The following is a 14335-nucleotide window of genomic DNA, read 5'->3' as shown; positions in this document are numbered from 1 at the left end:
GCGGTCAGCGGGTGTCCCGCTCGACCGCCTCGGCGATGCTCTTGATCCTGGCCAGCCTCCGGTCCCAGTCGGCGGCCAGGGAGGCCATCCAGCGGGCCGTCGCGTCCAGCGCCGCGGGTCGCACGGAGTAGCGCACCTCGCGCCCCACGCGGTCGCCCGAGACCAGGCCCGCGGCGTCGAGGACGGCCAGGTGCTTGACCACCGCCTGCCGGGTGACGGGCAACCGGGCGGCCAGCCTGGTGGCGCTGGCCGCCCCGTGCGCCGCGAGCAGGTCGAGCAGTTGGCGGCGGGTCGGGTCGCTCAGCGCGGCCAGGACGCCGTCGACCTCGCCGGCGCGGTCAGGGCTTTCGTCTGCCACGCTGCCGCACCGCGTCCTCGCGCACCCCCCGGACCCCGCTCGGCCCGGTGAACACGCGCACGACGACGCGCGGGCGCGCCGGGTCGCTCTCGGTGCTCAAAGTGGACTCCACAAGGTGCTGTTCCGTTTTCCCGCCCCAGCCTATTGCGGCGCGCAGAGGTGTACAAACCAGGCACTACGGCACGAAGACCCGACCGGTCTGCGCGCCTTCGACCGACCGGACGTAAGCGCGCGCGGCCTTGGCGAGGTCGACCGGTTCCATGCCGGGGAAGAAGTCGCCGTAGTCGTCGAGGCTCTCGGTGAACACGGTCGGGCTGACCGCGTTGACCCGTTGGGGTGCGATTTCGATCGCCGCCGCCCGCACGAACGCCTCCACCGCGCCGTTCGCCAGGGACGCGGCGCTGCCGGTCGGCACGGGTTCGCGCGCCAGCACGCCCGTGATCAGCGTGAACGACCCCCGTTCGGCGATCCGGCCGACGCCCTGCCGGACCAGTTCCACCTGGCTGAGGACCTTCCCCCGGACGGCGTCGAGGTAGTCCCCCGCGGTCAGCTCGGTGATCGCCCGCCACGGCACGTCGCCGGCCGCGCAGGCGACCGCGTCCACCCGGCCGGCCCGGTCGTACAGCTCGGTGACCTGCGCCGGGTCGGTGATGTCGTACCGCAGGTCGCCGCTGGAGCGGCCGACGGTGAGGACGTCGTGGCCGCGGTCGGCCAGGGTGGTGTGGACGGCCGCGCCGAGCGTGCCGGCCGCCCCGATGAGCAGGATCTTCATGCCGATCACGGTAAAGCCGGTCGGTTTCGTCCGGGAACGCGGCACCGCGGTGGCCGTGCCGCCACGCGCAATCACACTCGGACGACAGGAGATTCCTTCGGGTTGTCGGCCGTGCGTTATTCGATCGCCGAAACAGGGCAGGTGCGGCAACATCGGGTGCGCCAAGGTGCCCCCGGAAGGAGTCGGATGGCCGCGCCAAGGTCCGGAAAACCCAACCACAACCGCAAGAAAGCGGTGCTGCTCGCCCTGCGCCTGTACCTGCGGGAGCTGGGGCGGCACCGCCACCTCGGCGTGGGCGGCCTCGTGCTGCCCGCGCTGGGCAACACCTGCCTGCTCTACCTGGCACCGCTGGCGGTCGGCGCGCTGGCGGGCCACCTCGCGGGCGGCGGCGACACCGGTCCGGCCACCGTGCTGCGGTACGTGCTCGTGTTCGCCGGCCTCATGCTCCTCGCGGAGCTGTTGTGGCGCATCGGGATCCACTGCCTCAACCGCACCGACGCGCGGGGGATCGAGCACCTCTCGACCTTGGGCATGGACGCGCTGCTGGCCAAGGACGCGGCGTTCTTCCACGACAACTTCGCGGGCTCGCTCACCAAGCGGGTGATCAGCTTCGCGTCGCGGTTCGAGCAGTTCGTGGACGCGCTGGCGTTCAGCGTCGTCGCCAACCTCATCCCGCTGGGCTTCGCCTGCGTCGTGCTGTGGACCTACGACCCGCTGCTGGTCGTGGTGCTGCTCGGGCTGATCGCCGTCACCGGCTTCGCGGTCGCTCCGCTCGTGCGCCGCCGCCAGCACCTGGTCGACGAGCGGGAGGCCGCCTACGCACGGGTCTCCGGCCACGTCGCCGACACCCTGGCGAACATGGAGACGGTGCGGGCCTTCGCCGCCGAGGACCGCGAGGGCGCGGAGCACCGCAGCCGGGCCGCCGAGAGCCGGGCGCTGGCGCTGCGGTCGTGGGACTACGGCAACCTGCGCATCGACACGGTCGTGGCGCCCCTGTCCGTGCTGACCAACGCGCTGGGCCTGGCGCTGGCGGTCGGCATCAGCGACGGGCTCGGGGTGGAGGCGATCGTGGTCACGTTCGCGTACTTCACCAACGCCACGCGCATCATGTTCGAGTTCAACCAGATCTACCGGCGGGTCGAGGGCGCGCTCACCGAGGCCGCGCAGTTCACCGAGCTGCTGCTGGACGAGCCAACCGTGCTCGACCCGGAGGACCCGCAACCGCTGCGGGTGCGCGACGCCCGGGTCCGGTTCGACGGCGTGGTGTTCGGGCACGGTGACGACAAGCCGCTGTTCACCGGCCTGGACCTGGACATCCCGGCGGGCACTCGGGTCGGGCTGGTCGGCCGCTCGGGCGGCGGCAAGACCACGCTGACGCGGTTGGTGCTGCGGCTGATGGACGTGGACGAGGGCCGCATCCTCATCGGCGACCAGGACATCGCCAACCTGCGCCAGGCGGACCTGCGCGGCCTGATCGCCTACGTGCCCCAGGAACCGGCCATGTTCCACCGGACGCTGCGGGAGAACATCGCCTTCGCGCGGCCGGGCGCGAGCGACGAGGACGTGCTGCGCGCCGCCCGGGCCGCGCACGTGACGGAGTTCGCGGAGTCGCTGCCCGACGGGTTCGACACGATGGTCGGCGAACGCGGGATCAAGCTCTCCGGCGGGCAGCGGCAGCGCGTCGCGCTGGCGCGGGCCATCCTGCGCGACGCGCCGGTGCTGCTGCTGGACGAGGCGACCAGCGCGTTGGACTCGGAGAGCGAGGTGCTGGTCCAGGAGGCGCTGTGGCGGTTGATGGAGGGCCGCACGGCGCTGGTGGTGGCGCACCGGTTGAGCACGGTGGTGCGGATGGACCGGCTGATCGTGCTCGACCGGGGCCGGGTCGTGGAGCAGGGCACGCACGCCGAGCTGCTCGACCTCGACGGCACGTACGCGCGCCTGTGGCGGCACCAGTCGGGCGGGTTCCTGGAGGAGGCGATGCCTGACGAGGTGGGCGCCGACGAGGTGGGCGCCGACGAGGTGGGCGCCGACGAGGTGGGCGCCGACGAGGTGGGCGCCGACGAGGGGGTCACCGGCGCGGTGGGCGCGGAACCGTCCCGGGCGTGACCACCGCGCCGGCCCGCCGGTCGGCGACGCGCTTGACCCTCCAGCCGCTGGAGCACCTACCGTCGCCGGGCATGACGATCACGGTCCTGGACACCCTCCCGGCGATGCGCGGGGTCCTCGCAGCGCCCCTCGCCGACCGGCCCGCCCTGCTGGAGGCCGTGCTGGAGCCCGCCGCGGGCATGTACCGGCACTTCCCCGGCGAGGTCGACCTGGTGGCGATGCACCGGATGGGGTCGGGCTTCCCGCTCGACCGCGACGAGGAGCGGTGCCTCGACGCGCTGGACGCGCTGCGCGACGCGGACGCGTGGAACCGGGTCGAACGGGCGCTGGAGGCCGCCCTGGCCGTGCAACTGGCCGCCACGCCCGACATCGCGGTGCCGGACCTCACCGTCCTGATCGTCCTGGGCGATCCCGGGGACGAGCACTTCATGGGCCCGAACCTGGGGCTGACGGCGAACGGCAGCGTGTTCGGCCACCTGTTCCTCAACCTCTGGCCCCACCCCGAGAACCTGGCGCGGCTGGAGGCGACGGCGGTCCACGAGCTGAACCACAACCTCCGCTACGGGCCCGGCGGTGTGGTGTGGGACCCCGCGACAGTCACCGTGGGCGAGCAGGTGGTGTCCGAAGGGCTCGCCGACGCGTTCGCCCGCCAGTTGTACGGCGACGAGGTGGGTTACACGCGGATCGGGGTGCCGCACCTGCACGACGACGCGGTGTTCGCCAAGGTCGTCTCCGGCCTCGGCGTCACCGGCATGCGCGACTTCACCGCGTGGGTGCACGGCGACGCGACCGCCGTCCGCCACGGCGTGACCCCGGTCGGGCTGCCCACCGGCGCGGGTTACGCCGTCGGCAACCGGCTGGTGGACGCCTACCTGGCCGCGACGGGGCGCACGGCGGCGCAGGCGCTGTTGGTGAGCGGCCGCGAGGTGCTCGACCTGGCCCTGGCCCTGGACCGGCTCGGCCGGGCCTAGCGGGTGGCCTGGAACTCCTCGAACAGCTCGGGGATGTAGGCCAGCAGCAGTTCGACCGTGCTGAACGCGCCGTTGACCGGGTCGAGCCGGGCGTAGGCGTAGGCCATCTCCGAGCCCTTGCGCGAGGGAGCCGACTCGCGCACGTCGGTCAGCCAGTCCACGAACGGCACCCGGCGCAGCACCAGCACCGGGTTGAGCAGGCCGCCGTAGAGCAGCAGCAGGTCCAGCACGGCGGGCCGGTTGCGCAGCGCCCACCGGTAGAACTCCGAGAACAGGAAGAACCGGCGTTCCACCGCGGTCGGCCGCAGGCCGTGCACCTGCTCGGCCACCGCCACGCCGTGCTCGGTCGAGGCCTGCTCCGCTTCGCTCCACGCCCGGTCGTGCGTGCCGCGGACGGCCAGCTCACCGCGGGCCAGCCGGGTCAGGTAGTCGGCCCAGCGCGCCGAACCCGGGTTGCCGAAGCCGTCGGCCGACCGCCCGAGGGCGATCGCGACACCGCGCTCGATCCCCTCCAGGATCGCCGCGTCGACGTGCGAGACCCACGTGCCCGGCGCACCCAGCCCGTGGTCGCGGAAGAACAGCAGCACGCCCTCGATGTTGCGCCACCGGTCCGACGCGCCCAATCCCGCGGCGGGCCCGCTCTGCACCAGGCGGAGGAACTCGAGCCGCTCGCCGATCGCCATCCGGTCGATCTCGGCGGCCGTGCAGTCCAGCGACACCGCGCACTCCCCCGCCGGCCTGGCCTCCGCCAGGGCGGGCACGGGCACCAGCAGCCCGGCCACCAGTGACAGCACGACAACCCACGCGGCTCGCTCCACCCGGCGAACTTAACGCGCCCGCCGGGTCACCAAGGGTGAAATCCACCCGTTCAGGTCCGGTGACACTTCGGGGTCGGGTCCCGACCCGGGGTCCGCCGCACCGGCCGGCACGGGTCCCGTCGCGCGGCGGGATGCGGCAGGATCGCGGCATGGTGAGCCACGCCGAGGACCTCCACCGCGCCGACCCGGGGCGCAACGCCGTGGTGGCCTGCGGGATCTACGTCGACGGGGTCCGGCTGCCGGGCGAGTGGTCGCCCGCCGACGCGGTCGCCGAGGTCCGCCGGCGTGGCGCGGGGTTCGTCTGGGTCGGCCTGTTCGAGCCCGACGAGGACCGCATCTTCGACGTGGCCGAGGCGTTCGGGCTGCACGAGCTGGCCGTGGAGGACGCGGTGCACGCCCACCAGCGCCCGAAGCTCGACCGCTACGAGGACAACCTGTTCCTGGTGCTCAAGACGCTGCGGTTCGTGGAGCACGAGTCGCCGACCACGGCCAACGAGATCGTGGAGTCCGGCGAGATCATGATCTTCCTGGGCCGCGACTACGTCGTCACGGTCCGCCACGGCCACCACCACGAGCTGGGCGACGTGCGGCGGCAGCTGGAGGCCGCGCCCCACCTGCTGGCCGCCGGACCCGCGATGGTGCTGCACGAGATCGCAGACCGCGTGGTCGACGGCTACCGCGAGGTGGTCGAGGCGTTCCAGGGCGACGTCGACCTGGTCGAGGCGGCGGTCTTCGCGCCGCGCAGCGAGCTGGGCGTCGAGCAGATGTACCTGGTCAAGCGGGAGATCATGGAGCTGCGGCGGGCCGTGATGCCGCTGGCCGCGCCGCTGCGCAGGCTCAGCGACGGCTCGTGCGGCGCGCTGGTGCCCGAGGTGGTGCACTCCTACTTCCGCAACGTCGAGGACCACCTCACCGCCGCCGCCGAACGGGTCGTCGCGTTCGACGAGCTGCTGACCACCCTGGCCGACGCGACGCTGGCCAAGGTGTCGTTGCAGCAGAACAACGACATGCGCAAGATGTCGGCGTGGGTGGCGATCATCGCCGTGCCGACGATGGTGGTCGGCGTCTACGGGATGAACTTCGACCACATGCCGGAGCTGCGCTGGAGGTTCGGTTATCCGCTGGTGCTCTCGGTGACCCTGGCCGTGTGCGTGGTGCTGTACCGGCTGTTCAAGCGCAACCGGTGGTTGTGACGCGCGACCCGGCGACCCGGCGCACGGCACGATGGACGGCATGACGCGGAGGTTCCCCGCCAAGGACCGGCCGGGGCGGGGCGCCTGGCTCGGGCCGGTGTCGCTGTGCCTGGCCCTGCTCAGCTGGCCGATCCCGGTCGGCGGCCCGGTGCTGGCGGCCGGCGCGGTGGCGTGCGGGGTGCGGTCGATGACCACGAAGACCGAGTACCGGCTGGACTGGACGGCGGTCACGGGCACGTGCCTGGCCGTCGCGCAGCTCCTGCTGTCGCTGATGCTGCTGGTCATGGCCTCCCGGGGGCACTAGTGCCGCAACGGCGCTCAGGTGGGTGGGCAGCCGCGTCGTTCGTAGTGGCCGAGGCGGGCCCGGTGTCGTCGGCGCCGGCACGACCAGGACCGGACGTGCTCGCGGTGGAGGCCGACCCAGCACGCCGATGAGGACGCCGACGGCCTCTCGTACGAGCGTGGGGTCGTGCGGGTGTGATCGGACCCGCCGGCTGTGTGAAGCTGCGGCGATGACAGCCGACATCACCGTTTCGCGGTGGCGTGACCAGGCGCTCGCGCCCCTCCTGCTCGCCTACCACCTGCGGACCGAGGCGGAGAAGGGCGTCGCGGTGTCCGCCGTCGGGGATCTGCCGCCCCGCTACCGCGCCGAGGTGCTCGACCCGCGGACCGCGTTCGCCGGCGACACCGCATGGGTGGCCGAAACCGGTGGGAACCCGCTGGGCTGCGTCGTGGGGTCCGCGTCGGCCGACGCCTCGCTGGAGGTCAGGCGGCTGTGGGTGGACCCGGCCTACCGGGGCAGAGGAGCGGCGAAGGCCCTGGTCGGCGCGGTGATCGAGCACGCCGCCGAGACGGGTGCGGTCGCCGTGCGGCTGTCGGTGTGGCACTGGCGGCGGGACGCCATCGGGCTCTACGAGCGCCTCGGCTTCACCCTCGCGGACTCCTGGGACGACCGACCCGGCCTGGTGTGCATGCGACGCGCAGTAGTCAGTGACGCGCGGTAGTTGATGACGGCTGAGTGCCGAGTACGACGCTGGGGCAGGGCAGCACCAGTACGGGCAGACGCCGCCCGCGTCGGGACGTCGGGGTCGGCCGGGTGGCCGGTGACGCGGTGCGCCGTCGGCAGGCGGGTTGGTCCGGCCGGACGGGGGTATCCCACCGCTCCCTGGCCGAACAGCCATCGGGAGGCCGCGATGGGCAGTCTGGTGGGTGCGCAGGCCCCGACGCTCGGGGTCGAGGAGGAGTTCCTGCTGGTCGACCCGCTGACCGGGGAACCGGTGCCCCGGGGCGGCGAGGTGGTCGAGGCGGCCCGGCGGCGGTTCGGGGTGGACCTCGACATCGAGCTGGCCCGCGCGCAGGTGGAGGTCCGCACGCCCGTGTGCCACGACCTCGCCGACGTGCGGCGGCAACTGCACGGGCTGCGCACGGTCGCCGCGGAGTCCGCCCACGCGCTCGGCTGCCGCCTGCTCGCCGTCGGGGTGCCGCCCGTGGGCGGTCCGGAGGGGGCGACCAGCGACAGCGGCCGCTACCGCCGGTTGACCGAGGACTACCGGCTGCTCGCCCTGGAGCAGTCCATCTGCGGCTGCCACGTGCACGTCGGCGTGCCCGACCAGGAGACGGCCGTGCAGGTGTGCAACCACCTGCGGCCGTGGCTGCCCGTGCTGGCCACGCTGACCGCCAACTCCGCCTTCGCGCACGGCCGGGACACCGGTTACGCGAGCTGGCGCTCGACGGTGTGGTCGCGGTGGCCGGGCGCCGGCCCGCCGCCGTACTTCGAGTCGTTCGCGCAGTACGAGTCCACCTGCGACGTGCTCCTGGCGGCCGGCGCCGCCGCGGACCGGCGGATGGTCTACTGGGACGTCCGGCCCTCCGCGCACCTGCCGACCGTCGAGGTGCGGATCGCCGACGTCGCGGCCACCGCGGACGAAGCGGTCCTGCTGGCCGCCCTGGTGCGCGGGCTGGTCGCCACCGCGCTGGCCGACCTGCGGCGGGGCCTGCGGGCCGCGCCCGTGCCCGCGGAGGTGCTGCGGGCGGCCACGTGGCGCGCGGCGCGGGACGGCATCGGCGGCATGTCGCTGGACGTGTCCTCCGGGCGGTTGGTGCCCGCGCGGCTGCTGCTCGACCGGCTGCTGCACCGCGTGGCGGACCACCTCGGCGAGCCCGACCTCGTGCGGCAGCTGCTGTCCACCCTGGACGGCGTCGGCTGCGGCGCGGACCGGCAGCGGCGCGCCTTCGCCCGCGCGGGGCGGATGTCCGACGTGCTGGAGCAGTTGGCGAGCGACACGCAGGCCGGTGCGGAGACGTGGACGGGCGAGCCGTTCGGGCGCACCGCGTGATCAGGCGTCGGGGCCCGCCGGGGCGAGGCGGAACAACGCGGTGCGACCGGCGAGCAGGAACGCGCGGGCCGCCTGCACGTCACCGGACGCGGCCTGGTCGCCGGCGTCGCGCAGGAAGCCCAGCGCCGCCGCGACGGGACCGTTCGGCATCCGGTCGACCACGTCGCGCAACCGGTCGCGCACCGGCGCGACGGCCGCCGCGTAGCCGGCGAGCACCCGGTCGATCTCCTGCCGGGCGTCCGCGCCGCGCGGGTCCAGGCGGAGCACCGCCTGCACCGCGCCGTCGACCGCGACCCGCAGCACGGCGACCGGGTCGTCCCCGACCGGAACTCGTTGCTCACTCACGGCAAGCAAGAATAGGTGACGATGCGTGACGCGGCATGTGCCCACCGCTTCGGGGGGACGGGAGGTGTGCGGCGCGGCGGGGGCGGGTACCCCCACGCGCCAGGGTCGTGCGAACAGGGGCGACCGAAGTATCTGGGGGAACGGCCATGACGCAGTCCGAGAACGCGCTAGCAGACCGGCTCACGGTCGACCTGACCACGCCGGTCCCGCCGTTGGCGCAGATCCGGCAATGGTTGACGACCGTTCTCGCGGACCTCGCCGAAGACGTGCTGCAGGACCTGCTGCTGGTGTGCACGGAACTGGTGTCCAACGCCTACGACCACGCCTGCGCCCCGCGGCGGCTGCGCGTGCACCGGTCGCACAACCGCCAGTCCCTGCGCGTCGAGGTGGACGACGGCAGCCCCGACCGCCTGCCCGTGGCCGGGAGCTCGCGCCTGGGCACGTTCCGCGGCCGCGGCCTCATCATGGTCGACAACCTGTCCCGCCGGTGGGGCACCCGGCTGTGCGCCGACGGCAAGACGGTGTGGGCCGAGGTGCCGCTGGCCTGACGGTCGCCGGATCAGTAGCCGTCGGCCTCGGTCAGCTCGTGCTCGAAGGCGTCCGCGGCGGCGACCAGCAGCATCAGCGGTCGTTCGAACTCCTCGCGCACGCTCAGGTCCTCCAGCGGCACGGTGTGCTTGAGCAGCGCGACGCCGTCCACCACGGCCGCGCCGCCCACGGGCGACGTGCCGGCGAGCTCGAGCAGCCGCGCCAGGTCGATCGCGTCGGCCCGGCCGACCGGCGAGGAGATCTCGACCCACGCCACGCCGTCGGACTCCGGCACGTGGTGCACCGAGACCTGCTGGGTGCGGTCGCCCGCCAGGTCGAGCCGGAAGCGCAGCCAGTCGGCGGTCTCCTCCAGCACCTCGTACCGCGTCCGCACGTAGTTGATCACGTCGATCCAGCTGGTCACCGTCGTTGCCCCTCGCCCTGTCCACGCCACGCCGCCCGGTCCCCCGCCACCGTATCCGAACTCGGGCCCGACACCGCGCAGGCCAGCCCGAACGGGCCGGTGAAGATCACGCCGCCGGTCCGGGCGACCAGGCGACGAGGCCGCGACCCGGGTGGGTCGCGGCCTCGTCCGCGGTGGCCCGGCGGCTACCGCTGGGTGATGTCGGAGGCCGAGTAGAAGCAGTTCTTGCCGTCCGCGCCCTCGCCGATCTTCTTCGGCTCCGACCCCTTCGGCACGCCCTGGTACTTCTCGCAGATCACCGTGCTGCCGTACACCGTGATCCGGGAGAACCGGGCCGTGTCACCCCAGTTCGTGTTGATGCCGGCCAGCACCTTCGTCGACCGCGCCGTCACCCCGTCCAGCACCACGTGCCGCTGGTAGGAGGTCGCGCAGTTGCCGCAGGCCCGGTACAGCTTGCCCGCGTTGTGCACCTGGAAGTTCCGGATCGTCAGCGTGCCCGCCCCGTTGTGCTGGAACACCTTGTCCGACGCCGACTTCGCCCCGCCGCCGTCCACCAGGTAGGTCGCCGACGAGCTGGAGGACTTGAAGGTCGCCGCGTCCTCGCCCACGTCGTTCCACCACACGTTGCGGATCGTGCACGACCCCTCGCAGTGGATGCCGTCGCCCGCCGGCGCGTCCAGGATCACGTTCTCGATGGTCCCGCCGTTGGCCACCACGAACATCGGGTCCTGGCTCTCGCCCTGACCACCGTCACCGATGCCGTAGTACCGCTTCATCCCGCCGTTGAAGTAGGTGCCCACGTTCCGCGTCGACGTCTGGTGGACGCTGCCCGTGTCGCTCGGCCAGGGACCGCTCCCGTCGCCGCTGCCCGGGTTGCCCGTGGTCGTGGTCGTGGTCGTCGTGGTGGTCCGGGTCGTCGTGGTCGTGGTCGAGGTGCCGGTCGACGTCGGCCCGCCGCTCGTCGGGGTGAACGCCCACTGCTTGGTGGCCACGCCGTCGCAGGAGTTCGTCTGCACGAGCGCACCGGCGGAGGTGGAGTTGTCCTGGGTGTTCATGCACTTGCCGCCGTTGGTGTTGACCACGCGGTGGTTGCCGCCGCTCTCGGTCAACGACCAGACCTGGCTCGCCGCGCCGCTGCACGACTGCTGCTCGATCACCTTGCCCGCCGAGGTCGACGCGTCCCGGACGCCCGCGCACAGCCCGGTGGCGACGGAGCTGATCCGGAACCCGCCGCCGACGGAGGCGAGGGTCCACTGCTCGCCGGCCGAGCCGTCGCAGGAGGACTGCCGGAGCTGGGTGCCGGCGGACGTGCCGGCCGCGTCGAGGCACTGCCCGCTACCCGCGTTCTTCACGGTGTAGGTGCCGGCGCCGACGGCCGCCTGGGCCGGCGTGGCGGCCGACCACAGGGTGAAGGAGGCGGCCAGCGCGGTGGCCGCCGCGACGGCGGCCACCGCGGCCCGCCACCTCCTCGGTGGCGCGAACCGCGTGGATCGACGGTGATCCGCTGTGCTCATCAGGACTCCACTTCTCACTCCAGGACACCGAGATCGGCGGCAGGAACTTTTCCGACAACGTGCGCGCGAAGGCGTTCACACTGGTGAAAGAATTCTGCGGCGACTCGGAAATCGCTTTCCTGCGGGATGTTAAGGGCCGCTCGCCCGACCGGTCAACGACGGTTTTCCCAGGACTCGGGCGCGCGGACGTCGAATTCGATCGAATACCGTGGTCAGGGGCAATGCAATCGATCAACGACGAGCTCGCGGCAATTGCGGCCGGTCATATTCGTGAACAGAATCGGCCCGCGCGGGTCACACTCGTGAACAATGGGGCGCGTTCGGCGGGCAATGCGGCCCGCGCGGGCTCACCACCCGCCGTCGCGCTCGGGCATCTCCGCGCCGCACCGGGGGCACACCTCGGGCGGCGGGCCGTCGGGCACCGCGCCGCACTCCGGGCACACCCGCGACAGCAGGCACGCCGGGTCCCCGACGGGCTCCGGAACGCGGTTGCCCTCGGCGTCCATCGTCACCCTCCCGGCGGACATCCACCCCAAAAGAGGAATAGAAGATACCGCTTTTGCTACCGTCCGGGCCATGCACCTCATCCGGTCGACGGACATCGCGCTGCGCGTGGTGATGCTCCTGGCCGGCGGCGGGCGGCTCACCGTCGGCCAGCTCGCCGACGCGCTCGACGTGCCGCGCCACCACATGGCCAAGCTCGTGCAGCGGCTCCAGCGGCACGGCTTCGTCGCCACCTCGCGCGGCCGGGCGGGCGGGGTCGGGGTGCCGGCCACGACGCTGGACGCGTCCGTCGGCGCGGTCGTGCGCGCGCTGGAGGGCGAGCGCGAGGCGGTGGACTGCGACGGGCCGCCGTGCCCGCTGCGCGGCGGCTGCCACCTGCGCGGCGCCCTGCGGACGGCGCAGCAGGCGTTCCTCGCGGTGCTGGACGGCGTGCGCGTGCGGGAGCTGGTGGCCGAACCCGCCGGGCGCGTGCTGCTCGACCTGGTGCCCCACCGCCCGGGAGGCGCCCCGTGACCGCGCCGCGGGACCTGACCGGCCGCGACGACGTGCTGGCGGTGGTGACCGAGTTCTACCGGCGGGCGTTCGCCGACGGCGTGCTCGGCCCGATCTTCCGGGACGTGGCGCGGCTCGACCTGGCGGCGCACCTGCCGGTGATCGCGGACTTCTGGGACACGGTGCTGTTCCGCGCCGGCACCTACCGCCGCAACCTGCTGCGGGTGCACGCCGACCTGCACGAGGAGTTCCCCCTCACGGCCGCGCACTTCGCCCGGTGGCTGGCGCTGTGGGCGCGGACCGTGGACGAGCTGTTCGCGGGCGAGAAGGCGGACCTGGCGAAGGCGCAGGCCGTCCGGATCGCCCGCTCCCTGGTCCGCAGGCTGCGCCACGAGGACGCCAGCGAGCTGAACACCATCGAGGTCCGGCCGTGATCCGGCTCGACCGCCTGGTCAACGTGCTCGGCGGGTACGGGGTGCGGTTGGCGTGCTGCCCCGTGCCGCGGTCGACGGAGCTGCGCAGCGTGGTGCTGCGCGAGTCCGACCAGGCGCGGGCGGTCGGCGGCGACGTGTTCCTCGCCGTCGGCGCCGGGTCGGTGGAGCGGGCCGTGCGGTGGGCCGCGGCGGCGAAGGCGGCCGTGGTGCTGCTGCACGGCGAAGACGAGCGGGAGGCCGCCGCGGTCGGCGAGGCCGAGGGCGTCGCCGTGATGCTGGTCGACCCGGCCGTGTCGTGGAGCCAGTTGGCGGGCGTGGTCTACGGGCTGGTGCTGGAGGGCCGGGAGACCGAGTCCGGTCGCGGCCCGACGGACCTGTTCGCGCTGGCCGACAGCCTGGCCGGCGCGGTGGGCGGGTCGGTCGCCATCGAGGACCGGCAGTCGCGGGTGCTCGCGTACTCCCGCTCGCAGCAGGGCGCGGACCCCGCCCGGCTGGAGACGATCCTGGGCCGCGAGGCGCCGCGACGGCTGCGCGAGCTGTTCGAGGAGCGCGGTGTGTTCGCCCACCTGGCGTCGAGCGACGAGCCGCTGTTCGTGCCCGAGGACCCCGACCACGGGCTGACCGGGCGCATGGTCGTGGCCGTGCGCGCGGGCCGCGAGCTGCTCGGCTCGGTGTGGGTGACCTGCGGCGTGCCCCTGACCGGCGTGCGGTGCACGGCGCTGGCCGACGGCGCGCGCACCGTGGCGCTGCACCTGCTGCGCTCGCGGGCCAGCGCCGACCTGGAGCGGCAGGTCGAGTCGGACCTGGTGATCCGGCTGCTGGAGGGCACGGCGGACGCCGCGACCGTGGTCAGCAGGCTCGGGCTGCCGCAGGGCCCGTCGCGCGTCATCGCGGTCCGCGCGCACATCGCCGCCGAGCGGCACGCCGCGCTGCTGCTCGCGTTCGACCGCGCCACCACCGGTTTCGGCTGGTCGCGCCCCGGCCGCAGCACGCTGTCCGGCACCGCGCTCTACACCGTGCTGCCGGGCGAGGACGTCGCCGCGGCCCGGGCCTGGGTCGCCGGGCTGCGGACCGCCCTGCCGCCCCAGGTGACGATCACCGCCGGGATCGGCGGCACCGCCGCCGCGGCCGACCTGCCCGCCAGCAGGCAGGAGGCCGACGAGTGCCTGGCGCTGCACGAGGCCCGCCCGCCGGGCGCCGTGCCGCCGGCCTACGACGAGTCGTGGGACGACATCCTGCTGCAACGGCTGCGTGCCGCCGCGCGGGCGGGTCGCACCCCGGCCCGCGGCCCGGTCGCCGAGCTGCGGCGGCACGACCGCGAGCACGCCACCCGGTACGTGCCGACCCTGCGGGCCTGGTTGGAGGCGCAGGGCGACCTCGCGCAGGCGGGCGACCGGCTCGGCGTGCACCCCAACACGATCCGCTACCGGCTGCGCAAGATGACCGAGGTGACCGCGCTGGACCTCGACGACCCCCGCAAGCGGCTCGCCATGGTGATCGACCTGGCCGCCACCGACTGACTGTCGGTTGCCGACAAGAC

17 protein-coding genes are annotated in these 14335 nt (G+C 73.7%); 10 read left to right on the top strand and 7 right to left on the bottom strand.

What is annotated here, in order from left to right:
* Positions 1-4 precede the first annotated feature (4 nt).
* Both ACIGNX_RS28450 and ACIGNX_RS28445 read right to left on the bottom strand, forming a co-directional pair.
* Complete coding sequence (locus ACIGNX_RS28450; protein WP_396543877.1) at positions 5-358, bottom strand: ArsR/SmtB family transcription factor; 354 nt, start codon at positions 356-358, stop codon at positions 5-7.
* A gap of 175 nt (positions 359-533) precedes the next feature.
* Positions 534-1130 carry a short chain dehydrogenase gene (locus ACIGNX_RS28445; protein WP_396543876.1) on the bottom strand — a complete coding sequence of 199 codons (597 nt, stop codon included), beginning with the start codon at positions 1128-1130 and terminating at the stop codon, positions 534-536.
* A 186-nt stretch (positions 1131-1316) separates the two neighbouring features.
* On the opposite strand from ACIGNX_RS28445, the gene ACIGNX_RS28440 reads away from it, so the two are divergent.
* Together ACIGNX_RS28440 and ACIGNX_RS28435 are read left to right on the top strand one after the other, a co-directional pair.
* Positions 1317-3236 carry an ABC transporter ATP-binding protein gene (locus ACIGNX_RS28440; RefSeq protein ID WP_396543875.1) on the top strand — a complete coding sequence of 640 codons (1920 nt, stop codon included), beginning with the start codon at positions 1317-1319 and terminating at the stop codon, positions 3234-3236.
* 71 nt (positions 3237-3307) lie between these two features.
* Entirely contained in the window at positions 3308-4207 is a 900-nt protein-coding gene (locus ACIGNX_RS28435; RefSeq protein ID WP_396543874.1) for a DUF2268 domain-containing protein, read from the top strand.
* On the opposite strand, the gene ACIGNX_RS28430 is transcribed toward ACIGNX_RS28435, so the two are convergent.
* A complete protein-coding gene (locus ACIGNX_RS28430; RefSeq protein WP_396543873.1) occupies positions 4204-5025 on the bottom strand; it encodes a hypothetical protein in 822 nt (273 codons plus the stop codon). The genes ACIGNX_RS28435 and ACIGNX_RS28430 overlap by 4 nt on opposite strands.
* 149 nt (positions 5026-5174) lie before the next feature.
* Here ACIGNX_RS28430 and ACIGNX_RS28425 point away from each other — a divergent pair, with 149 nt between their 5' ends.
* The 4 genes from ACIGNX_RS28425 to ACIGNX_RS28410 all read left to right on the top strand — a co-directional run bounded on the left by ACIGNX_RS28425 (position 5175) and on the right by ACIGNX_RS28410 (position 8554).
* Positions 5175-6218 (top strand): magnesium and cobalt transport protein CorA, encoded by a 1044-nt coding sequence (locus tag ACIGNX_RS28425; protein WP_396543872.1) that lies wholly within the window; start codon positions 5175-5177, stop codon positions 6216-6218.
* Between the two features lie 40 nt (positions 6219-6258).
* Positions 6259-6522, top strand: coding sequence for a hypothetical protein (locus ACIGNX_RS28420; protein WP_396543871.1), 264 nt, complete (start codon positions 6259-6261; stop codon positions 6520-6522).
* A 208-nt stretch (positions 6523-6730) separates the two neighbouring features.
* Positions 6731-7222: a GNAT family N-acetyltransferase gene (locus tag ACIGNX_RS28415; RefSeq protein WP_396543870.1), complete on the top strand. Its 492-nt coding sequence runs from the start codon at positions 6731-6733 to the stop codon at positions 7220-7222.
* Positions 7223-7411: 189 nt separating this feature from the next.
* Positions 7412-8554, top strand: coding sequence for a glutamate--cysteine ligase (locus tag ACIGNX_RS28410; RefSeq protein WP_396543869.1), 1143 nt, complete (start codon positions 7412-7414; stop codon positions 8552-8554).
* Here the strand turns inward: ACIGNX_RS28410 and ACIGNX_RS28405 are convergent, their stop codons facing one another.
* On the bottom strand, positions 8555-8899 hold the full coding sequence (locus ACIGNX_RS28405) for a hypothetical protein (RefSeq protein ID WP_396543868.1): 345 nt from the start codon (positions 8897-8899) through the stop codon (positions 8555-8557).
* 146 nt (positions 8900-9045) lie between these two features.
* Between ACIGNX_RS28405 and ACIGNX_RS28400 the strand changes: the two genes are divergently transcribed.
* Entirely contained in the window at positions 9046-9447 is a 402-nt protein-coding gene (locus ACIGNX_RS28400; RefSeq protein WP_396543867.1) for an ATP-binding protein, read from the top strand.
* Between the two features lie 11 nt (positions 9448-9458).
* On the opposite strand, the gene ACIGNX_RS28395 is transcribed toward ACIGNX_RS28400, so the two are convergent.
* The 3 genes from ACIGNX_RS28395 to ACIGNX_RS28385 form a co-directional block, all read right to left on the bottom strand.
* The gene (locus tag ACIGNX_RS28395) at positions 9459-9851 is read right to left on the bottom strand and encodes a hypothetical protein (RefSeq protein ID WP_396543866.1); all 393 of its coding nucleotides are present in this window, start codon (positions 9849-9851) and stop codon (positions 9459-9461) included.
* Between the two features lie 185 nt (positions 9852-10036).
* The gene (locus ACIGNX_RS28390; RefSeq protein ID WP_396543865.1) at positions 10037-11365 is read right to left on the bottom strand and encodes a pectate lyase; all 1329 of its coding nucleotides are present in this window, start codon (positions 11363-11365) and stop codon (positions 10037-10039) included.
* Between the two features lie 347 nt (positions 11366-11712).
* Positions 11713-11892: a hypothetical protein gene (locus tag ACIGNX_RS28385; RefSeq protein WP_396543864.1), complete on the bottom strand. Its 180-nt coding sequence runs from the start codon at positions 11890-11892 to the stop codon at positions 11713-11715.
* Between the two features lie 49 nt (positions 11893-11941).
* On the opposite strand from ACIGNX_RS28385, the gene ACIGNX_RS28380 reads away from it, so the two are divergent.
* Genes ACIGNX_RS28380 through ACIGNX_RS28370 form a run of 3 tightly spaced genes read left to right on the top strand, consistent with a single transcriptional unit; the run spans position 11942 to position 14315 of the window.
* On the top strand, positions 11942-12382 hold the full coding sequence (locus tag ACIGNX_RS28380) for an RrF2 family transcriptional regulator (protein WP_396543863.1): 441 nt from the start codon (positions 11942-11944) through the stop codon (positions 12380-12382).
* The gene (locus ACIGNX_RS28375) at positions 12379-12795 is read left to right on the top strand and encodes a group III truncated hemoglobin (protein ID WP_396543862.1); all 417 of its coding nucleotides are present in this window, start codon (positions 12379-12381) and stop codon (positions 12793-12795) included. The genes ACIGNX_RS28380 and ACIGNX_RS28375 overlap by 4 nt, the downstream gene beginning before the upstream one ends.
* Entirely contained in the window at positions 12792-14315 is a 1524-nt protein-coding gene (locus ACIGNX_RS28370; protein ID WP_396543861.1) for a PucR family transcriptional regulator, read from the top strand. Before ACIGNX_RS28375 ends, ACIGNX_RS28370 begins: the two co-directional genes overlap by 4 nt.
* The last annotated feature ends 20 nt before the right edge of the window (positions 14316-14335 follow it).

The organism is Actinosynnema sp. NPDC053489 (assembly GCF_044544865.1).
Lineage (GTDB): Bacteria > Actinomycetota > Actinomycetes > Mycobacteriales > Pseudonocardiaceae > Actinosynnema.
Note: the sequence above shows the minus strand (reverse complement) of the source record. Positions and strands in the feature narration are given on the sequence as shown.